18 protein-coding genes and 2 pseudogenes are annotated in these 20069 nt (G+C 62.6%); 10 read left to right on the top strand and 10 right to left on the bottom strand.

All coding sequences use genetic code 11. From position 1 onward, the window contains the following. The first annotated feature begins 47 nt into the window (after window positions 1-47). Complete coding sequence (locus OKW38_RS31485; protein WP_429364786.1) at window positions 48-698, top strand: YceI family protein; 651 nt, start codon at window positions 48-50, stop codon at window positions 696-698. Between the two features lie 41 nt (window positions 699-739). On the opposite strand, the gene tdh is transcribed toward OKW38_RS31485, so the two are convergent. Beyond that, window positions 740-1771 carry an L-threonine 3-dehydrogenase gene (tdh, locus tag OKW38_RS31480; protein ID WP_429333135.1) on the bottom strand — a complete coding sequence of 344 codons (1032 nt, stop codon included), beginning with the start codon at window positions 1769-1771 and terminating at the stop codon, window positions 740-742. Between the two features lie 28 nt (window positions 1772-1799). Then, window positions 1800-3005: a glycine C-acetyltransferase gene (locus OKW38_RS31475; protein ID WP_090808149.1), complete on the bottom strand. Its 1206-nt coding sequence runs from the start codon at window positions 3003-3005 to the stop codon at window positions 1800-1802. Between the two features lie 137 nt (window positions 3006-3142). Between OKW38_RS31475 and OKW38_RS31470 the strand changes: the two genes are divergently transcribed. The 3 genes from OKW38_RS31470 (at window position 3143) to OKW38_RS31460 (ending at window position 5465) form a co-directional block, all read left to right on the top strand. After that, the gene (locus tag OKW38_RS31470) at window positions 3143-3790 is read left to right on the top strand and encodes a helix-turn-helix domain-containing protein (protein WP_090808148.1); all 648 of its coding nucleotides are present in this window, start codon (window positions 3143-3145) and stop codon (window positions 3788-3790) included. A gap of 66 nt (window positions 3791-3856) precedes the next feature. Continuing rightward, window positions 3857-4267: a DUF2471 family protein gene (locus tag OKW38_RS31465; protein WP_429291929.1), complete on the top strand. Its 411-nt coding sequence runs from the start codon at window positions 3857-3859 to the stop codon at window positions 4265-4267. Between the two features lie 115 nt (window positions 4268-4382). Then, window positions 4383-5465, top strand: coding sequence for a tyrosine-type recombinase/integrase (locus OKW38_RS31460; protein WP_184031072.1), 1083 nt, complete (start codon window positions 4383-4385; stop codon window positions 5463-5465). Between the two features lie 70 nt (window positions 5466-5535). Here OKW38_RS31460 and OKW38_RS31455 read toward each other — a convergent pair whose 3' ends face one another. Continuing rightward, window positions 5536-6765, bottom strand: a complete 1230-nt coding sequence (locus tag OKW38_RS31455; protein WP_429333140.1) for a DNA-binding protein — start codon at window positions 6763-6765, stop codon at window positions 5536-5538. 2024 nt (window positions 6766-8789) lie between these two features. On the opposite strand from OKW38_RS31455, the gene OKW38_RS31450 reads away from it, so the two are divergent. Further along, window positions 8790-10139 (top strand): replication initiation protein, encoded by a 1350-nt coding sequence (locus OKW38_RS31450; protein WP_184057688.1) that lies wholly within the window; start codon window positions 8790-8792, stop codon window positions 10137-10139. 58 nt (window positions 10140-10197) lie between these two features. Here the strand turns inward: OKW38_RS31450 and OKW38_RS31445 are convergent, their stop codons facing one another. Both OKW38_RS31445 and parA read right to left on the bottom strand, forming a co-directional pair. Beyond that, on the bottom strand, window positions 10198-11253 hold the full coding sequence (locus OKW38_RS31445) for a ParB/RepB/Spo0J family partition protein (RefSeq protein ID WP_429364784.1): 1056 nt from the start codon (window positions 11251-11253) through the stop codon (window positions 10198-10200). A gap of 24 nt (window positions 11254-11277) precedes the next feature. Further along, a complete protein-coding gene (parA, locus tag OKW38_RS31440) occupies window positions 11278-11940 on the bottom strand; it encodes a ParA family partition ATPase (protein ID WP_013092840.1) in 663 nt (220 codons plus the stop codon). Between the two features lie 726 nt (window positions 11941-12666). Here parA and arsC point away from each other — a divergent pair. Continuing rightward, window positions 12667-13026 carry an arsenate reductase (glutaredoxin) gene (gene arsC / locus OKW38_RS31435; protein WP_429364782.1) on the top strand — a complete coding sequence of 120 codons (360 nt, stop codon included), beginning with the start codon at window positions 12667-12669 and terminating at the stop codon, window positions 13024-13026. Between the two features lie 54 nt (window positions 13027-13080). On the opposite strand, the pseudogene OKW38_RS31430 reads toward arsC, so the two are convergent. Beyond that, window positions 13081-14063: pseudogene (locus OKW38_RS31430) on the bottom strand (sulfonate ABC transporter substrate-binding protein). A gap of 246 nt (window positions 14064-14309) precedes the next feature. Between OKW38_RS31430 and OKW38_RS31425 the strand changes: the two are divergent. Both OKW38_RS31425 and OKW38_RS31420 read left to right on the top strand, forming a co-directional pair. After that, window positions 14310-15622: pseudogene (locus OKW38_RS31425) on the top strand (GntP family permease). A gap of 133 nt (window positions 15623-15755) precedes the next feature. Continuing rightward, a complete protein-coding gene (locus OKW38_RS31420) occupies window positions 15756-16046 on the top strand; it encodes a DUF1272 domain-containing protein (protein WP_429364780.1) in 291 nt (96 codons plus the stop codon). 24 nt (window positions 16047-16070) lie between these two features. Here OKW38_RS31420 and OKW38_RS31415 read toward each other — a convergent pair whose 3' ends face one another. Both OKW38_RS31415 and OKW38_RS31410 read right to left on the bottom strand, forming a co-directional pair. Next, window positions 16071-16283: a zf-HC2 domain-containing protein gene (locus tag OKW38_RS31415; protein WP_187617628.1), complete on the bottom strand. Its 213-nt coding sequence runs from the start codon at window positions 16281-16283 to the stop codon at window positions 16071-16073. Next, a complete protein-coding gene (locus OKW38_RS31410) occupies window positions 16264-16872 on the bottom strand; it encodes an RNA polymerase factor sigma-70 (RefSeq protein ID WP_429364778.1) in 609 nt (202 codons plus the stop codon). Before OKW38_RS31410 ends, OKW38_RS31415 begins: the two co-directional genes overlap by 20 nt. Before the next feature lie 440 nt (window positions 16873-17312). Between OKW38_RS31410 and OKW38_RS31405 the strand changes: the two genes are divergently transcribed. Beyond that, a complete protein-coding gene (locus OKW38_RS31405; RefSeq protein ID WP_018424013.1) occupies window positions 17313-17447 on the top strand; it encodes a hypothetical protein in 135 nt (44 codons plus the stop codon). 155 nt (window positions 17448-17602) lie between these two features. On the opposite strand, the gene OKW38_RS31400 is transcribed toward OKW38_RS31405, so the two are convergent. Next, window positions 17603-17818: a hypothetical protein gene (locus tag OKW38_RS31400; RefSeq protein ID WP_026226445.1), complete on the bottom strand. Its 216-nt coding sequence runs from the start codon at window positions 17816-17818 to the stop codon at window positions 17603-17605. A gap of 291 nt (window positions 17819-18109) precedes the next feature. On the opposite strand from OKW38_RS31400, the gene OKW38_RS31395 reads away from it, so the two are divergent. Next, entirely contained in the window at window positions 18110-18664 is a 555-nt protein-coding gene (locus tag OKW38_RS31395) for an NADPH-dependent FMN reductase (protein ID WP_187612490.1), read from the top strand. Between the two features lie 104 nt (window positions 18665-18768). Here the strand turns inward: OKW38_RS31395 and OKW38_RS31390 are convergent, their stop codons facing one another. After that, on the bottom strand, window positions 18769-19938 hold the full coding sequence (locus tag OKW38_RS31390) for a hypothetical protein (protein ID WP_429364776.1): 1170 nt from the start codon (window positions 19936-19938) through the stop codon (window positions 18769-18771). Window positions 19939-20069: the final 131 nt, after the last annotated feature.

The raw sequence follows: 20069 nt of genomic DNA, 5'->3' as shown, positions 1-20069 counted from the left end.
TATCGTGATGGAGATCGCTTGATCACCGCTCAACCGGAATCGCTTCGATGAAACCATCCTCCGTTCGCACCGCGTGGGTGCGCGCGCTGCTCGGCGCAACGCTGCTGGGCGCGGTGGCCTGCGCGCCGATCCAGGTGCTCACGCATTCGGTCAGTCAGAACGAGGCGCGCGTGCCGCCCGGACGCTACGACATCGATCAGGACCATACGAGCATCACGTTCGATATCGATCACCTCAAATACACGCGCTTTACGATGCGTTTCGATCGCAAGCAGGGGGAGCTCGACTGGAACGACGGCGGCCTCGACCGCAGCACGGCGTCGGTCGCGATCGACGCCGCGAGCATCGACACGAACGTGCCGCTGCTCGACAAGATGGTGAAAAGCGACAGCATGCTCGACGTCGCGCGCTATCCGCAGATCCGCTTCGCGAGCACGCGTTTCGAGCGCACCGGCGAAGCGCACGGCACGCTGAGCGGCGATCTGACGATCCGCGGCGTCACGCAGCCGGTCACGCTCGACGTCACGTTCAACGGCTTCGCGCCCGATCCGCTAACGAAGAAAGACACGCTCGGCTTTTCCGCGGACGGTCATTTCAGCCGCGCGAAGTTCGGTCTGTCTACCTGGTATCCGGCCGTCGGCGACGATATTCACGTGCGCATCCAGGCCGAGTTCGTGAAAACGCCCGCAGGCGCGTAAGCGCGCTGCGGGCGTCAGCGTTCTGACGGCGAAGCACCGACTCAGGCTGAGGTCCAGTCGAGAATCACCTTGCCGCTTTCGCCGGAGAGCATCGTCGCGAAGGCTTCCTGATAGTCGTCGACCTTGAAATGGTGGGTGAGGATCGGCGACAGATCGAGGCCGCTTTGCAGCATCGCCACCATCTTGTACCAGGTCTCGAACATCTCGCGCCCATAAATGCCCTTGATTTCAAGGCCTTTGAAGATCACCTGGGTCCAGTCGATCGCGGTTTGCGCGGGTGGAATGCCGAGCAGCGCGATCTTGCCGCCGTGGTTCATCGCTTCGAGCATGCCCGTAAAAGCACTCGGCACGCCCGACATTTCGAGTCCGACGTCGAAGCCCTCGGTCATGTGCAGATCGTGCATCACGTCGCGCAACGATTCGCGCGACACGTTCACCGCGCGCGTCGCGCCCATCTTGCGCGCGAGTTCGAGGCGATAGTCGTTGACGTCGGTGATCACGACGTTGCGCGCGCCGACGTGCCTGGCGATCGCGACCGCCATGATGCCGATCGGCCCAGCGCCGGTAATCAGCACGTCTTCGCCGACGAGGTTGAACGACAGCGCCGTATGCGTCGCGTTGCCGAACGGATCGAAGATCGCGGCGAGATCGTCGGAGATTTCAGGCGGGATCTTGAACGCGTTGAAGGCCGGAATCACCAGGTATTCGGCGAACGCGCCCTCGCGATTCACGCCGACGCCGATCGTGTTGCGGCACAGATGCCGGCGGCCCGCGCGACAGTTGCGGCAGAAGCCGCAGGTGATGTGTCCTTCGCCCGACACCCGATCGCCGATCGCAAAGCCGCGCACTTCCTGCCCCATCTCGACGATTTCGCCGACGTATTCATGGCCGACGTGCATCGGCACCGGAATCGTCTTCTGCGCCCAGTCGTCCCACTTCCAGATATGAATGTCGGTGCCGCAAATCGCGGTGCGCTTGATGCGGATCATCACGTCGTTATGACCGACTTCGGGCTTCTTCACGTCGGTCAGCGTGAGGCCCGGTCCGCGTTCGAGTTTTGCCAATGCTTTCATCTGCTTCTCCATTCGAATCACGCGGCGATCACGTGGGGATGACGCCGAGCTCGCGGCCGACGCGCGCGAACGCCTCGACGGCACGGTCGATCTGCTCCGGCGTGTGCGCGGCGCTCATCTGCGTGCGGATGCGCGCGCGGCCACGCGGCACCACCGGGAACGAAAAACCGATCACGTAGACGCCTTGCTTCAGCAGCGCATCGGCCATCTTTCCCGCGAGTTGCGCGTCGCCGAGCATCACCGGAATGATCGGATGTTCGCCCGGCACGAGCGTGAAGCCGAGCGCGCTCATCGCGCGGCGGAAATGCGCGCCGTTTTCGCGCACGCGTGCGCGCAGCAGCGCCCCTTCATCGCTGGCTAGCAATTCGAGTACCTTCAGCGACGCCGCCGCGATGCTCGGCGTGAGCGTGTTCGAGAACAGATACGGGCGGGAGCGCTGCCGCAACAGTTCGACGACTTCCTTGCGCGCCGCGACGTAGCCGCCCGATGCGCCGCCGAGCGCCTTGCCGAGCGTGCCGGTAATGATGTCGACGCGCGCCATCACTCCGCAATGCTCGGGCGTGCCGCGACCGTGTTCACCGATGAAGCCGACGGCGTGCGAGTCGTCGACCATGACCAATGCGCCGTACCTGTCGGCCAGATCGCAGATGCCGGCGAGGTTCGCGATGATGCCGTCCATCGAGAACACGCCGTCGGTCGCGATCAGTTTGAAGCGCGCGCCCGCCGCATCGGCTTCCTGCAGGCGCGCTTCGAGATCGCCGAGGTCGTTGTTCCTGTAGCGAAAGCGCTTCGCCTTGGACAGCCGCACACCGTCGATGATGCTCGCGTGATTCAGCTCGTCGCTGATGATCGCGTCGTTTTCGTCGAGCAGCGTTTCGAACAGGCCGCCGTTCGCGTCGAAGCAGCTCGAGTAGAGAATGCAGTCGTCGGTTTGCAGGAATGCGGCGAGCGCCGCTTCGAGTTGCTTGTGCACGGTTTGCGTGCCGCAGATGAAGCGCACCGACGCCATCCCGAAGCCGTCGCTGTCGAGGCCTTGCTTGGCGGCTTCGATCAGCCGCGTGTCGTCGGCGAGACCGAGATAGTTGTTTGCGCAGAAGTTCAGCACGTCGCTGCCGTCGGCAAGACGCACGTCAGCCGACTGCGGACTCGCGATCACGCGCTCGCTCTTGTAGAAGCCGTCGGCGCGGATCTGGTCGAGGGTGCCGCGCAAATGGGCAAGGTATTGGTCACGCATGAACGGGACTCCTGAGAGAGATGGCGCCCGCATTCGCATGCGCGCGGGAAGGGCGGCCTGTTATAGTCGGTTGTCAGCTTTATCGGATATTTTCGTTTTTCCGAACTAAAATCCGGTATATCGAACAACTCTAAACGATGGGTCAGGAAATGGCAAGTTCGGGTACACGCCGCACCGCGTCCAATGCGGCGCCCACCTCCGCCAGCGCGGCATTACCGCCAAGTGCGGCGATTGCGGCGCCGCCGCGCGTCGGCGAACAGATTCAACGGCTGCGCGCCGAGCGGCGCATGACGCTCGACGATCTGTCGCGCGCGGCCGGCGTGTCGAAATCGATGCTCTCGGAAATCGAGCGCGACAAGGCCAATCCGACGATCGCGGTTGCATGGCGGCTGACCAATGCGCTTGGCGTAAGTCTCGATTCGCTGTTTGCGCCGCCGAAGTCGCCTGAGGCAATCGCCGTTTCCGGACCGCGCGATATTCCTACGCTAAGCGGTCACGAAGCGAAATACCAGTTGCGTGTGTGGGGACCGATCGAGCTGGCCGGCAAGTTCGAGTGGTACGAGTTGACGCTGCAGCCAGGCGGGGCTCTCGTGTCGAACGCGCACGAGCCAGGCACGCGCGAGCATCTGACCGTGCTGCACGGCTCGATCGACATCGAGGCGGCCGGCGCGACGAAGCGGCTCAAGGTCGCGGACACCGCGCGCTACGTCGCGGATGTTCCGCATGCGATCCGCAACGTCGGCAAGAGCGAGGCGAAAGCGCTGCTGGTCGTGATTCACGGTTAGTCGTTCGGCCAGGTTGCGCCCGGTACTGTATGTTTGTACAGTATCAGGTGTCGATTGGAGCCGAGAATGAACAACCTGAAAACCGACCCTACCGATCAAACTCTCGCCGCGCTGCGCTTCCAGACCGCCGCGCGCGATCTCGAACATATCGTGCGCAGCATCGCCGCGCGCTACATCGTCAGGCAGGTGCCGCTCACGTGGCGTCTGCTCCATGCCATCGAAGCCGAGGCGCTGGCCGATCTCGGTTTTGCCAGCCGGCACGACGCGCTGATGCTCGGGCTGTTCCAGCGCCCGTCCGATCTGCCTTATCCAGAAACCGATGACGGCGTGGATTTCGGCACCTCCAACGCATTGCCGGCCGTTTTTGCGTTTGCCGTCAATGCGTACGAGGAAGCGGCGCGGCAAGCGGCGCGCCGGGCGGCGCTGCCACGGCCGGCCGATGCGCCCTTAAAGCGCGCCCGGGCGTGGGGCGGCTAATGGCGGCACCACGTCGGGATGGCTCGGATCCTCATCCATTCCTCGCGGTCGGCCTCGCGGCGGTCAGCGCCTACAATACGTGGACCAAACGGTGCAACTAACGGAAGGATTGCCCATGTCACCTCCTCATCTGTCCGACCCCGTTCCCCGTCCCGCGCCCTCTACCGATCTGTTCGATCAGCAACGCGAAGACTGGCGTCGCGACCCGCAGGTCGCGTTCGATGCGTGGCTCGCGAAGCAGCACTTCCGTCGCTCTTCGGCGTTGGTCTATCAGGCGCAGTGGGGTCAGTTTCTCGATTGGCTCGGCGCGCGGCAACAAAGCCTCGCGACGGTCGACACGCCCGCGATCGCCGAATTCGTCGCCAGCCTCGAGATTCGCAGAACGCAGCGGATCCGCTATTTGCGGCTTATCGAGCGCGTGCTCGATCACGTGCGCGAGATCGAATCGGCGTCGACCAACCCGGCTCGTTTCATCGCTCAGGACGGGGAAGCCGCGTGGCGCAATGCGCGCGACAATGAGCCGACCGGGTTTCTCACGCATGCGGAACGCACTGCGTTGATCGCGCGGCTGTTCGCGCCGTTGCCGGCGTTGTCGACCGCGCAGCGCTGGAGAGAGCGGCGCGATCGCGCATTGATCGCGGTGTTTCTGGGCGCAGGACTGAAGACGGGCGAAGCGGGAGCGCTTACGGTTAGTTGCGTGAGAGAGGGCTCGCCGTGGGTCACGATCGAGTCCGCGAATCCAGTGCTGACGCGGCGCACGCGACTCGCGCCGTTCGCAACGGCGATTCTCGACGCCTGGCTAGCCGAACGCCGGCTGACGCAACTGGCCGGCAAGCTTGTGTTTCCCGCATCGCCGTCAGGCAGGCCGATGCATAAGGCCACGATGCTGCGCGCGGTGGATGCGCTCGTCGATGCAGCGGGGATTGCCACGTCGCGCCAATCGCGCGCGAGTCCGCAGACCTTGCGCAACACGTTTGCGGCGGACCTGTTCGAAAGCGGGGTAGAGGCCGAACAGGTCGGTCAATGGCTCGGCTTCGTGCAGGCGGTGTCCGCGAACCGGCTATATCGCGCGTGGCAAACCTGGATTGATCAGCAGGATTCGCCCGCGACAGAGGAGCCGGATCCTGCTGCGGCACCGTTGGCCGAGCCCCGCCGTGACGGGCGTTTGACGAGGAAAACGGGAGCCGGCGAACCCTGAAGAACCTCACCATTGAGGTCCCGAATTTCCTCACCTTTGACGTTTTTCCCGTTGAATTGGCCGCCTCTGGTTAACGCATCGCGTGGACGGAGCGGGACGACGGCGCGGTGGCGCCATCGTTCGACAGGAACTGCTTCACCGCCGCGAGCCTCGATTCGCCGAGGCCCGAAGAGTGCTCGCATTCCGGGCAGAACAGTTCGAAACGGTGATCGACCTGCGACAGCTCCGGCTCACCTTCCTCGCATTTCGGGCATCTCGCGGGCAGCGTCACGTGGCCGTCAGCCGCGGTGCCGATCATGCTCAACTCTTTGCTCGTGAGCCGCCCCTCAGTAACCAGCGAGCACAACAGTACGGCGATGGCCGGATCGATGCCCTGCTGGCCACGCAGGGTGGCGACTTCTTTCGTCAGCGCGTCGACTTCGTCCGACTGCTCGCGCAGCTGCGCGTCGAGCCGATCGGCGCGCGCCTTGGCGGCGGCAATCTGCTGAATGAACTCGAATTCCTTGCGGCTCGCATCACGCACGCCGGACTGATACGTCGCGGCCATGCTACGCAGCGAGTCGAGTTCGACTAGCATCGGCTTGACGCGCCGCTCGGCCTCGGCCACCGCATCCTTGATCTGCTGTGCATAGTGCTCCGTGCTTTGCCGCAATTCGACGTGCAACGCGTCGATCCGGTCCCGCAACGCAGCATTGGCAGTCTGTTCGTTTTCGAGCCGTTGCCGCAGCGCCTCGTTCTCCTGGTCGAGCCGGCGCGTGGTTGCCTGCATGCCTTCGAGGTGAACGCTGCCGTGCGTAGTCGCGCTCGATAACTGGGTTTCAAGTGCGCGAACCCGCTCCCACGCGGTTTCGGCGCGCGCTTCGCTGCGCCTGATGGCGTCGTCGGCCGCATCCCGACGAATTTCCGCCTCGCGTACGCGTAGATCGGCGGCGCTGATCTGCGCGCGGATCTCTTCACGTTCGCCATCGAGCGACGCTTTGGCCTGCACGACCGCTTCTTCGAATAACGCGCCCAGCAGTTCGCCGGCGCGATCTTCCAGTGCCTTTGGTATCGCACCCGCTCCGACCTTGACGCGCGACACGCTGCGGATGCGCTCCCAGAAATGATCGATGTCCTTCGGGATGTCGCTCGCGCTGCCGGTTTGCGTGAGATCGCGCACGGCCGCCATCGATGGCCGGATGCCGAGATCGAAAAAAAGCCGTTTACATGCATGCAGCGACAGATCCTGGCGGCGCACGCCCTGCGCACGCATCGATTCAAGCTCGTCGCGAATGGCTTGCCGCTCCTGATCCAGATTCATGTTTACCTCGATGTGGCTCGAATTGGATGGATCATAACAATTTACGTAGTGTTTGCTACCGATTTATCGGTGGCGAACGGATTGGCGTATACCGACGGGCTTTTGCGTGCAAATTGCGATAGTAAACACGCGTCTGCCGTTTTTCTCCGTGAAACAAAACGAAGAATAGCTAATAAGCCATTGTATTAGAAGAATTTTGTTTGATTTCCGCATGGTCGCGCACTGTTTCACGATGGATCGGCAATGGCTGCGGGGTGTTGGGCCTGTGTTTCACGGGGCTCGCGGGTGTAAGGCTTGAGAGTAATAAAAATAAACACCTTTGAACCCTTGTTAAAGACGTTAACGACTCGGCAAACCCTTATCTGGCGCGGCTTTCAGGCCAGCAAGGTGAAGCTTTGCGGGAGACTTGGTGAGGGTCTGCGGGAAACTCGAGTGATGGGGTTCGGGAAGCTCGGTGAGCGGCTCCGGGACGGAACGTGAGCGGGTTCAGGAACCACCGTATACGTGGGGTTTGGGCAAAGGTGAGGTTTTGCGGGACTTCGCGGCCGCGAAGCGCCCGACACCCCTCGAAAGTGTCTGTTCGGTTTGGTCTGAGCAAGGTGAGGGCTTTCGGGAGGCTCGCGAGCATGGTTTTTAGCCGGTTTTTTGGGGTGGTTAACCGCTTTGGTGAGCCGTAGCGGGAGAAAACGGAAAACGAAGGTGAGATTTTTCGGGGCGCGGGGTCCAGTTTTGCTTTCTTTTTGAGCATCGATACTGCTGAGGTGAGGTTTTACGGGAGCCAGGATGGAATTCGACGCATCGATCGCCCGAAAGACTGGTCGGCGGGAACCGCTGGCGATTGGAAAGGTGAGGGGATTCGGGGAACTGGCTGATCAGCTAGATCCGGGAGCCGATTTGGCCGGCGATTCCGTCAAAGGTGAGGCTTTTCGGGAAGGTCTGGATAGGGTTTTACGCGTTAAGGTGAGGAGATTCGGGACTGAAACGCGGGCTATCGGCTGGAGATGCCCGGCGGATGGCAATTTGCGAGCGAAGGTATACCTGGTCGCTGATTGCAAAGGTGAGTCTTTTCGGGAGGTCCGCGGGGACGCAATGAAAAGTGCTGCGGTGCGAAAAACTGGCTTAAGGTGAGATTTTACGGGAACACCCATGGTTCGAGCGCTAGATGGGATTATCGCAAGTCACGGAAATCGTTGATTTTTTTCCTGTCCTCCAGCAAAGGTGAGACTTTTCAGGAGTTCTTTGGGAGGGGGCGCCGGGGCCTCCGTAAAGGTCAAAGGTGACGCTTTTCAGGAGGTTGCATTGCGGAAATGCGGTACTGGCGTGGCATGAGCGCGTGTCGTGTTGTGCCGTTCTGCGGTGCTATGGTGAGGTTTTTCGGGAGCATTGGAGCGGTGAGGATTTGCCTGTGGTTGAATCTCCCCTTTTTCGGCGGCTTCGGACCAGGCTCGAAGTCGAAACAGGTGATTAACTCCGGCAGGTTCTCGGTAGTGAGGGCTGAATTGTCAGCGGAGGTACCAAGCAGTCGAATGGCGCGCCCGGCGATAGGAAGCTTGATGCACCGACAACAGGGCTGACGGGGCGCCCGTCGCTGGCCCGCGCCGCGTTGCGGGCCCAATACCGTGCGGGCATTCCATCTATCGATCCGGGACTGTGCGTCGGCCGGCAGCACGCGACGGTCGACGAAACGATCGCGAGGCCGCACGACGAAGTCATCAGCCGCCCCGGACGCCATCCGTTTACACGAGGTTCTCGAAAAAATCCGCGAAAATTTTTGAGGTGAGAAGATTCGGGATCACATGCTCCCCGTTGCCGCACGCGGCGAAACAAGCCGGATTCGCAGACGCCGCGACCGGCAAGGAGAGCCCGATCCTGGCGGCACGCACACGAGGTGAGGGTTTTCGGGAGTTGCTCGAGGTGAGTTGCGCTTCGTAAACTCGCTTCACCGGCAATGGTGAGATGGGCGCTATAGACGCGTATCACCACAGCCGGTATGCTCTCGCGAAATCCCCTCCTCACCTCGACGCATGGCCACGAAGCGCGCGAAAAAGACCGATGTTGTCAGCCCGAGCTCGGCTGAGCTGCGCAAAGCCGTCGAGGCGATCGCGATCCAGCCCAAGAGCGGCAAGATCACGCTGCTCACGCGCAAGCTTTTTAACGTGTTACTCGCAGTGGCCCAGCAAGCGGATGAGTCGGGCGACACCTATCGGGCGCTGCTGTCCGACATCGTCGCCAATTCCGCGTTCGATTCCAATGACACCGCGCTCGTCAAGGAGCATCTGCGCCGCATGGTGTCGGTGCAGGTCGAGTGGAGCACCGGCACATCGAGTCAGAAGCCTGGCCGCAAATGGGGTATTTCGACGCTGATCGCGGACGCGGAAATTCTCGAAGATCCGACCACGCGTCGCGTCTGGGTCGAGTTTTCGTTTGCGCCGAAGATCAAGAAGAAACTGCTCGATCCGGTTCAGTATGCGCGGCTGAGTCTGCAGTTCCAGAGCCAGCTGCGCAGCAGCGCGGGCCTCGCACTCTACGAGATCTGCGTGCGCTACCTGACCAACCCCAGCCACCTGACGATGCGCGAGACCTGGGAATGGTGGCGGCCGATTCTGTCGGGCACGCCGGACACTGAAGCCGGCGACGAGGCGAAGCGCGAGTACAAGTATTTCAAGCGCGACTACCTGCGCCCGGCCATCGCCGAGGTCAACGCGGTCACGAACATTTTTGTCGAGCTGATCGAGCATCGCGAGGGTCGGCGCGTCGCTGAAATCCAGTTCCGCGTGACCGAGCGCAAGCAGCCGATGCTCGCGCTCGACGAACATCCGAACGTGTTCGACAGCACGCTGGTCGACCGGATGGTGAAGATCGGCATTCCGCTCAAGGAGGCGCAGACGCTTTATGCGGACAGCGAGGAGAACCGGATCCGCGCGGCGCTGCAGATGACCGAGCAGCGTATGCGCAGCACGTCACTGCCGCCGGTGCGGAGTGCGCCGGCGCTGTTCAAGGATGCGTTGAAGAAAGGCTATGCGCCGCCGGTCGAGGCGCTGCCCGCGGGTGGCGGCACCAGCAAGGCCGCGGCGTCGCCGGCCGACGATCTGAAGGCGCGTCTGCTCGGTGAATACTCGGCTTACCGTCGCAAGCAGGCCTACGAGTTGTACAACGAACAGGGCGAGTCGGAGCGCGATATCGCGCGACAGTCGTTCGAGGAAGATGAATTGCCGGGGCTGGGCACGCACATGCGCGACGACTGGCGGCGTCGCGGGCTCGATTCGAAGATCGTCGAAACGGCGTTCTTCGACTGGCTCGCGCGCAGGACCTGGGGCGAACCGACCGACGGCGACCTGCTCGCCTTTACGCTGAGCCAGTCGCGCGCGGCGTGATGGGTCGATAACTGCCTTTGAAATCCAGGCGGCGGTGCATGCGCACCGCCCTCACGTCTTACTTCAGCATCTTCTCGATCTGCCGCAGGATGTCGTCGCGCTTTTCACGCGTGAGGCCTTTCAGGCGCAACTCGAGCCGGTCGTCCCCGTACGACTTCAGATCGCCGACCGACACACCACCAAGCTTGATTTCCAGACGTTGCGCGTAGCGCTGCCGGCCCGCCGGTTTGGCGCTTTCCTGCGAGGTCGCTCGGCCTTTGACGATGTCGGCGACCTGGCGTGTGCTCAGATCGTCGGAAAGGATCCGGTTGATCAGTCGCAGTGTCGCCTCCGCGCCGCGAGCCGTGTGGTAGCGGCCCACCTGATACGCCATGTTCGAGCCGAAGCGGTCAGGGCGCGCGACCATTTCCTGCATCACGGTTTCCGGGAGTTTGGCGATGGACAGCGCGACTGCGACCGTCGATTCGTCGAGGCCGAGATGTTCGGCCAGTTCCTTCTGGCTCTGGAAATGCCGCTCGTCCAGAAAGCGTCGCCACACGACCGCGTTGTCGAACACCGTCTGCGAGTCGCGCTGCACGTTGAGGTCGTAACCGAGCTTGTAGCTCTGGATACCGACCGGCAGATCGATGACGATCGCTTTCACCGACTCCTTGTTCGCTTCTTTCAGCGCACGCACCCGTCTGCCGCCGTCACTGACGAAGTAGGTGCCAGGGTTGTCATAGTCGGGAATGACGTGAATCGCCTGCTGCTGCCCCTGCTTCGCCAGATTGACGGCAAGCTCCGCAATCGACGACTTCACATAGAAGTACCGTGGATTGAACGGGCTCGGCTTGATCGTCTTGAGCGCCAGTTCGATGATCTGGCCGGGGCGATAGCCGTGTTCGAGCCTCCAGGCGCGGTAGGCCGCCGATTCGTTGTCCGGATCAGGAATCTCCGCGTCCTGCAGACGCGACGGCAAGACGGCCGGAATCGCACGCCCGGCGATCGTGGGAGTTTTCGCCTCGTTTCTGACCAGGCCGTCGATCGCATTCAGCCGGTCGAGCGCGGTGCGCTTTTCGCTGCTGGTCGTGTCAGGACGTGCTTGAAAGCCTTTGGCGAACTGGGACGGTTTCATTCAGGGTCCTTTATGCGCATAAATTCACGGGAGCAAGGCGGCGATCTCGTTGGCGCACGCCCGTACTTCGAGCGCGGCGAGCTTCGCGCCGCGGTCGTTCATCTGAAGCACCGTTTGCCCTAACGCCATTGCCTGCTTGTAGGCTTCGCGCGTGGGAATCTGGGTCTTGAGGAGAGGGAAGCCGAGTTCTTCGAGCGCGCGCTTCAGTTCGCGCGTCAGCATCCGTTTCTCTTCAGTCTTGTTGAGCAGGAACACGGCTCGCAGGTCTTCGTTCATGACCTGCGCTTGCTGGACCAGCTTGACGAGGCCGATGCTCGACCAGTAATCGGCAGGGGACGAGGAAGTTGGGATCACCGCGACGCTCGCCGCGAGCAGAACGACGCCCGAGACTTTTTCGGTGATGGAGGGCGGGCAGTCGACGACGATGATGTCGTAGTCAGCCACGAACTTCTTGATCTCGCGATGGATCTGGCTGCCTGCTTCGGACAGGTTGACGACGGCGAATGGAATACCGATGTCGCCGTCGGAGGCAGCACTGGCCCAGTGAATCAGAGTGTTTTGGCCATCCGCGTCGACGACGAGAACGCGTTTGCCTTTCTCGTGAAATGCAGCGCCGAGATGCATCGCGATGGTGCTCTTCCCGACCCCGCCTTTCTGCTGTGTTACCGCGATGATTTCTGCCGCCAAATTTCACCTCCTCTTTTTAGACGCAAATGGATTTTACCTGGTTGAATTGCGATTTCAAATGATTTGCGTAAGCGCAGTTCGGAAATTGGCCATTCGGCAAAGGGTTTATGCGCATAAAGAGGCATCGGACGCGTGTCCGGGGTCTTGCGGGATATCAGGGCAAGCGTGGACTGGGGCTTAAGCGTTGCTGATCGCTGTCCGGCGGTGGCAAAGGGAAAGTAACGAGTGCTCGCGCACTGCGTGCACAGTCGTCGGTGACTGTTCGCGGTTTTCGGGCTGATGTGTAGAGAAAAGGAGCGCACGCATCTGAGCGACCAAAGGGGTGAGAGGTGCCAGACTTTATGCGCATAAAGTTCGCGTGCCAATTGGCCCGGAGGGACCATTCGTCATGAATTCGTCCGACGCCGATTCTCCCCAGACATGGCGGCAAGCGGCAAACGTGCATCCGGCGCCTCATCAGCGGGGATATAGGTTGTCGTTTGAATCGCGCCCGCGCGAGCAAATCTCAGGTGCGACTAGAACTCAGGGTGCCAGTATTAAACTATTCCCACTCGCCTCGAAGGCAGCGTCGGTTTATGCGCATAAACCGACCCACCTCACCGATGGTTCAAACAACGCGGATGCCGCGCAGTCATCCCGCGCCACGTCATCAAGTCACCCGCTAAAATTCCCGAATCGTTCTAACCGTCGCAGCAACCTTCAACGGCGTAAGCTCCGAATCCAGCCATGATCACCATCTACCACAACCCGCGCTGCTCCAAATCTCGCACCACCTGCGAACTCGTCGCGAACACCTACAACTCCGCAAACGAAGCGACGGAAATCGTCGAATATCTGAAGAAGCCACTCACCGTCGCAGAGCTTGAGAAGCTCAATGCTCAACTCGGCTGTCCCGTCCGCGAAATGATCCGCGACACCGAGGCTGAATATAAAGAGCTCAATCTTGCCGACACGGCGCTGACGGACGCCCAGCTCTATGACGCATTGGCGAAGCATCCGATTCTGTTGCAACGACCGATCGTCGTCAGAAACGGACGGGCTGTCATCGGCCGCCCGCCGGAAAATGTCGCCGCGCTTTTCGCCTGATCGCGCGACCGTCGAAGTAAAACGATGTGGGCAATGCGGACTCGAACTGCTGCGCTACGCTTTGCCGGACAGCGCGGCATCCTTGGTCACGATCTTCGTCGGGATCAGATGCAGTTCGGTGAACGTATCCGCGATGCGCTGTTGTTCCGCAAGCACGTTCGCGTCGACGGGCTTGTAGATATGCGCGTAATGCCGCAAGCCTGATTCGATCACGCTCGCGTCGAGCCCTTGAATTGGCGCGAGTTGGGCGGCGGCCTCGCTGTAATGGCCGCGCACCCACTCCCCTTCCTTGCTGACTTCATCGATCACGATCGCAAGGACGTCGCCGTTCTGTTGCGCGAAGGGCCGCGCGCTCAGAAAGAACTGGTGGTGACTCACGATACCCTCGGCATCGGCGAGCTGCCGCGCGTTCGTTTGCCGCCTGGCGGCTTCGAGGAACGGATCCCAGATCGCCCACGGATCGACCGCACCGCGCTCGAAGGCCGCGCGTGCATCGGCGGGCGGCAGATACACGGGTTGGATCTCGCTGAACTTCACGCCGTTCTTCTGCAACGCGGCGACGACAAACCAGTGCAATCCGAGCCCTTGTTCAGCGCAATCTTCTTTCCCTTCAAATCGGCCAAGGTTTTGATTGGCGCGTCCGGATGCACGAGGATGCCTTCGGCGTGCGGCGTCGGAATTTCATACGCCGTGTAGACGAAATTGGCACCCGCGGCCTGCGCGAACACGGGCGGCGCTTCGCCCACATAGCCGAAATCGATCGCGCCGACGTTCAGCCCTTCCAGCAATTGCGGCCCAGCCGGAAACTCGGTCCATTTGACCGTGATGCCGCGTGGCGCAAGCCGCTTTTCGAGCGTGCCGTGCGCCTTCAGCAATACCAGGGTGCTCGCTGCTTTCTGATATCCGATGCGAAGTTCTTTTGCTTGTTCATCGGCGGCAAATGCGGCGGCGGAGAAGACCGGCAACGCGGCGGCGGCCAGCGTTGCGCCTACGCCGGCCAGAAACGTACGGCGCGTCAGCAGCGGATCACGGGACATGAGAATACTCGTCGAAAAATAATTTAACGGACGCCCAAAGATGGTCCGATTGACTCCGACGATAATTCGTCTGCGAGCCTGGACGAACCGATAAATTCGCATAAGCAAATCATCCGGCAGTAGCGAAGCATTGCCCAAAGCCCAACCTATCCCCTCCCGCTGCAATCGACCGGCAAAACAAGCGCCCGCACCACCAGCTCGCGGCTGCATCGATCGACTGCAAACGAAGAGAGGAAAAAAGCCGCCGTGCCTGTAACGACAACACTGACACCGGGGGCCGCCCACGACACCCAACTGATCCTGTCGTGCGCGCTTGGACTAGCACTGATCATCATCTTCATCGGCATGCTCAAGCTCGCGCCGTTCCTGTCGATCCTGGTCGGCACCTTCGCGGCGGGCTTCACGGCCGGCCTGCCGCTCGAAGCAGTCGCGAGCGCGTTCAGCAAAGGCGCCGGCGCGTTGCTCGGCGACGTCGGCATCATCATTGCGCTGGGCGCGATGCTCGGTGCGTTGATGGCCGAATCGGGCGCCACCGACCGGCTCGTGTCGACGATCCTCGCGCACGCTGCCGTGGATGATGCGTCGTCGCGCTGCTCATCGGCCTGCCGCTGTTCTTCGAAGTCGGCCTCGTGATGATGGTGCCGATCATCTTCGTCATGGCGCGTCGCGCGCAGCAGCCGATTCTGCGCATCGCGATTCCCGCGCTCGCCGGTATGACGACGCTGCATGCGCTGCTGCCGCCGCATCCGGGTCCGCTGATCGCGGTGAGCGCGTTGCACGCCGATCTCGGCTTGACGTTGGGCCTCGGCCTGATCGTGGCGCTTCCCGCGGTGGTCCTCGCCGGTCCGCTGTATGGCATCTGGCTGTCGAAACGCATGCTCGTCGTCGAGCCTGAAGAAATGGGCAAGCTGTTCACCGCCGAGCAGAACGGCTTCGAGCCGCCGGGCTTCGCAATCTTTCTGATCACGTTCCTGCTGCCCGTCGTTCTGATGCTCGGCCGCACGGTCGCGACGCTGCTGCTCGAGCCCGAAACGTTGCTCTTCGATATGCTGAATTTTCTTGGCGAGCCGCTGATCGCGCTGGGCCTCACCGTGCTGTTCGCTGTGGTCGCGCTCGGCTGGTCGCGCGGCATGGCGCGCGAGCGCGTCGGGGGCATTCTGCGCAGAAGCCTGCCGCCGATCGTCGCGCTGTTGCTGACGATCGGCGCGGGCGGCGGCCTGAAGCAGGCGCTCGTCGCAGCGGGCATCAGCGCGACGATCGGCAAGATCGCGGTCGGGGCGCCTATGCCGCTGATCTTGCTCGCCTGGTTGATCGCCGTCGCGCTGCGTCAGGCCACCGGCTCGGCGACGGTCGCCACGACGCACAATTCGCTGATGGCGCTCGCGATCGGCGCCGGCTCGGTGTTCTTCTGCCATGTGAACGACGCCGGCTTCTGGATGGTCCGCGAATATTTCGGACTCCAGCTTAAACAGACTGTGCTGGTGTGGTCGGTCTTGCAGACGATCGTATCGGTCGTCGGTCTCGCGTTGACGCTCGTGCTGTGGAGCGCGTTGACGTGAGCACGGCGCGCGCGACAGCCTCACCCATTTGGGCAGCGTATTGACGCGCGCACAGCGGAACACGCGCGCAGAACCTCACGCGACGCCAGGCGGCAAGCCGCGCCTCGCGTCATCAACAACAGGAGCCACCGTCATGCTCGAATTGCGACCAACCTGCGAAGGCTGCGGCAAGTCACTTCCGCCGAACGCGCCCGACGCAATGATCTGCACCTACGAATGCACGTTCTGCGAGGTCTGCGCGCTGACGAGGCTGCGCAACGTGTGTCCGAATTGCGGCGGCAATTTCGCGCATCGGCCGATTCGCACCCGCGCGCAACGCGCCAAACATCCGGCGCGTGCCGATGCGCATCCTGTCGGCATCGATGAAGCATCGCATGCTCGCTTTTTCGAACGCTATCGCGACGTGCCGATCGGCGAGCGCTGAACTACGGTATTGCAAAGCGGCAAATCACTCGTCGCCGCTCACCTCTCCATCCACGTTCGCCACTCCGCTCGCCACATGCGCGGCGACCCGCAGCAGGCGGATCTGTTTGCGATAGTTCCGGCACCCGCTGCAGGTCGGCAGATGCAGGCGGATCGCGAGCCATTCGCCAGTCGACAGGGAGCGGTCGAGCGCATCGGATAGCAGCCGCGTGATGTCCTTACATTTCCCCATTCGCATCCTCGCTGGATAGGCCTTTTTCGCTCAGGCACGTGCGTAGCCGCAGCCGCGCGCGATAGATCAGCACGCTGCAATGATTCGCGTTGATCTGCAGTTCGGCGCAGATCGCCGCGATGTCGAGGTCGAGAAACTCCCGCATCATGAACACGCGTCCAATGTGCTCGGGCAAATGCTCGAGGCACATCTCGAACAGCGTCCAGAATTGCTGCTGGCGCAATGCAGTTTCGGGTGTCGGCCACGGACGCGGTTTGGTCTCGCGCGACCAGTGGCCGTTGTCCTTGAAGAGCACGCGATCAAGCAGCGCCTCGCCGTCGAGTTCGGCTTCGAGCGCCGACAGATTGACCGTGCGTTGGCGCGCGCGCAGCGTGTCGACGAGCTTATGGCGCAGGATGCCGAACACCCAGGTCTTGTGCTCCGACTGCGCGGCGAAACGCGTGGCCTGAGTCCACGCGGCGGTCAGCGCTTCCTGCACGGCGTCCTCGGCGGCCGCGGCGTCGCGCAATTGCAGACGGGCGAAGCGCACGAGGTCACGCCGCAATTGCGCGAGATAAATGGGATCGTCCAGCGAGGGAGCGCCTGGCTGCGTCACGGCATGCTCCGTCGCTGCGCGTGTCGTCCTGAAACGTCGTGATTCATGAGCGGATGGTCGTCCTCGCACGGTTTGCGGATGCGTGCGCCATTCTCCCTCACGCTCCTGCCCTAGCGAATCGGTATTGAACATATGCCCCTTGGCAATCGATGCCTGGGAGCTTCGTCGCGCGGCGCGGCCGCTTATGACGCCGGAAATTAATTGTTGCAAGAAATGATATTTCGAGTCTGCGCGCGACAAGGCTGTTGGATCGCCATACGGGCCGATCAACGCGTCGCAGTCGACCACCAATTCAACGCAATCGCACAATAGCGATTATTTCAATTTATAAAATAATGTCTTCTCATCTTCGCTGTTTGTGGACGCGGGCTCGCTCGCTATTCTTCACGCCATCGATCGCATCAGATCGCGCAACCCACACACAAACGAGGACGCACACCATGAAACGCATTTTCTCCGCCCTGATCGCTTCGGCCGCGCTGTTCGCAGCGGCTTCGGGTGTCGCTCACGCCGACGCTCCGGCTTCGACCTGCAACGGCCCGGCGTCGTACTGCAACGTATTTTTTGGCAACTGACCGGCACGTCGAAATACGCAGCAAGGAAGCATGAGAAAAGGGCGCCGGCAACGGCGCCCTTTCGTATTCCAGTATTCAGCATTCGGCCTGCATGGGAATACGGCGGCGTCAAGCGGCCCCTTCTAGCCACGGCCGACGGACAACCCGCGAGAGTCCTAGCGGCTCGGCGCCTTCCCTCCGCCATCGAGTCCGGCGCCCGTGCGCCACACCTGTTTGCCTCGTTCCGACAACTCGCCGCAGCTATGCGTGGCGTCGGCTTCGACGCCGTCGACGGCCATCTCGCCGCCCGCCGGCTCCTGCGCGCGCTGCCGCGCCTTCTTGCGCGCGGCGACCGCTTCGTCGTGGGATTTTCCTGCATAGTCGAGACTCATGATCCGGTCCTCCAGAATGTCGATGGTGTCCCATTTGCCTCAGATCGCCCTGGCCCGAAGGCATGCTTGATTGGCAAGGCAAAAGTTCCACTTATCCACAAGGTTATTCAGCGAATCTGTGGATAACTTTTCGAGCCGCGAGGTTATCCACCGACAGGTGCCGCAAGAATCCTTCCCGATCCGCTATGAGCTGGCCAAATCCGCCAGGGCCTGGGCGTTTCGCGCGGCTTTTGCCTATGATGGACAGTTCGTACTCTCTGCGCGTCGAGCGCCTTACCTGAGGAAGCGAACATGGCCTATCACATTGCAGTGGTCGTCGGCAGCCTGCGGCGCGATTCGTTCAATCGTCAGCTGGCTCAGGCGGTGATTTCCCTCGCTCCAGCCGATTTCACCTTCGAATACATCGATATCGGCTCCTTGCCGCTGTACTCCCAGGACTACGACGCCGACTATCCCGAAGCCGGCAAGAAGCTCAAGGCGCGCGTGCAAGCCGCGGACGGTCTGCTGTTCGTGACGCCCGAATACAACCGCTCGATACCGGGCGTGCTGAAAAACGCGCTCGACTGGGGCTCGCGGCCGTGGGGCACCAACTCGTGGGCCAACAAGCCCGGCGCGGTGCTCGGCACCTCGGTCGGTGCGACCGGTAGCGCGCTCGCTCAGCAGCATCTGCGCAACGTGCTCGCCTATCTCGACGTCGCGGCGATGGGGCAGCCCGAGGTGTTCATCAAGCACGATCCAGCGGTGATCAACGAAAAAGGCGAGATCGTCAACGACGGCACGCGCAAGTTCCTGCAGACGTTCATGGACCGCTACGTCACGTGGATCAAGCGGCACGGGGCGGTGTAGCCGAGCCTTAGCGCCGCTGACCGCGTCCTGACCATCCGCCGAAGCAACGCGAACCCAGCGCGCGCCGCGTAAGGCGGCCGCGCTCGTGTCGCTCGGCGCATCGCCTACACGTGGTGATGGCCGGTCACCCGCTCCCAGCCGTGACGCACCGCGAGCTTGAAGCGCTCCCACGTGTTGTCCGGCGACGTGGTTTCCCAATGGCGGCGTGCTTCGGGCTCGATCTCATCCCACGGACGATTGCGGAATCGCGCGTCGCGAGCGATCTCCGCGCCGTAGCGATAGGCCGGCACATAGTCTTCGTAGCGCGCGTTCGCGGCGGCGTACTGCTCGTCGTAGTGCGCGCGGAAATCTTCTTCGTACTCCAGATATTCGTTCGGCATCTGCGCGCCGGGACCGGTGCCCGGCTGCCCGCCTTCGGGGACGATGTCGGACGGCTGCATCACCGCGCCCGAACCTGGTACCGAGCCGGCGGCGATCGCGCGGCGTCCCGCATCGCCGGCGAGCGGATCGACGATGGGTTCGTTGACCGGATCGCTCATCGGCCGTTCGCTGATCGGCGGCGGCGCGAACGGCTTGGCGGCGGCGCCGATGTCCGCCGGCGGCATGGCGGTCAGCGGATCAGGGCGCGGGGCGGCGGGAGGGGGCATGGTGTCGGGTGCGGTCGTACCGGTCGCCGAAGTGGCGCCCGTCGCGCCGGCGATTCCGGTCGATTCGGTCATGGCCGCCGCACCCGCTGCGCCGCTGCTCGAACTCACGCCCGCCGCCCCCGGTGTCGCAGTGGTGTCGCGCATCCCGGGCGTCGCAACCGCCTCGGTCGTTACGCTCGACGTGCGCGGCGTTCCCGGCATCACCGCGCCGATGCCCAGCTCATCGAGTATCGAGTGGTCGCGGTCGGTGGCGGCCGGCGTGTCCGCCTCGGGCGGGCGGTCGCCGATATCCGTCGCGCCGAGCCGCACGAGCGTATTGCGCGCCAGCTCCGCATGCGACTCGCTTGCCGCGTGGACGCACACGAGCACCGCGCCGCGCCGCATCGCCTCGGCATAACGCGCGGTGTCCGATGGGCGCGGCCCGGTCGAGAACAGGCTGGCGAGAAAGCGCTCGATATTCGCGAGCACGCCCGCGTTGGCGACTTCGCTGGTGGCCGAGCCAACCGAAGGTTCGGCGTTCGCCTGCAACTCGATCTTCTCGCGCGCAAAGCCGGTTTGCACGAGCGTGTCGCGGGCGGTTTCGGCCTGCATGTAAGTGTCGAATAAACCAATCACGGTATGTTGCATGGTTGTCTCCCGACATGTTCTGCTGGAAAGGGCGACGCTCGCGGCGTCGTCCCCTTGCCGTGTGCAGGCAAGCAACCTTCATGCCCCGCACCGCCGCGCGGCGCCGCCGCGTCCCATGCCCAGCCGCGCTG

Origin of the sequence: Paraburkholderia sp. MM5496-R1, from assembly GCF_050436205.1 — a bacterium.
In the GTDB taxonomy this organism is placed as follows: domain Bacteria; phylum Pseudomonadota; class Gammaproteobacteria; order Burkholderiales; family Burkholderiaceae; genus Paraburkholderia; species Paraburkholderia tuberum.
The sequence above is the reverse complement of the archived record's forward strand: the minus strand, read 5'-3'. Positions and strand labels throughout refer to the sequence as shown.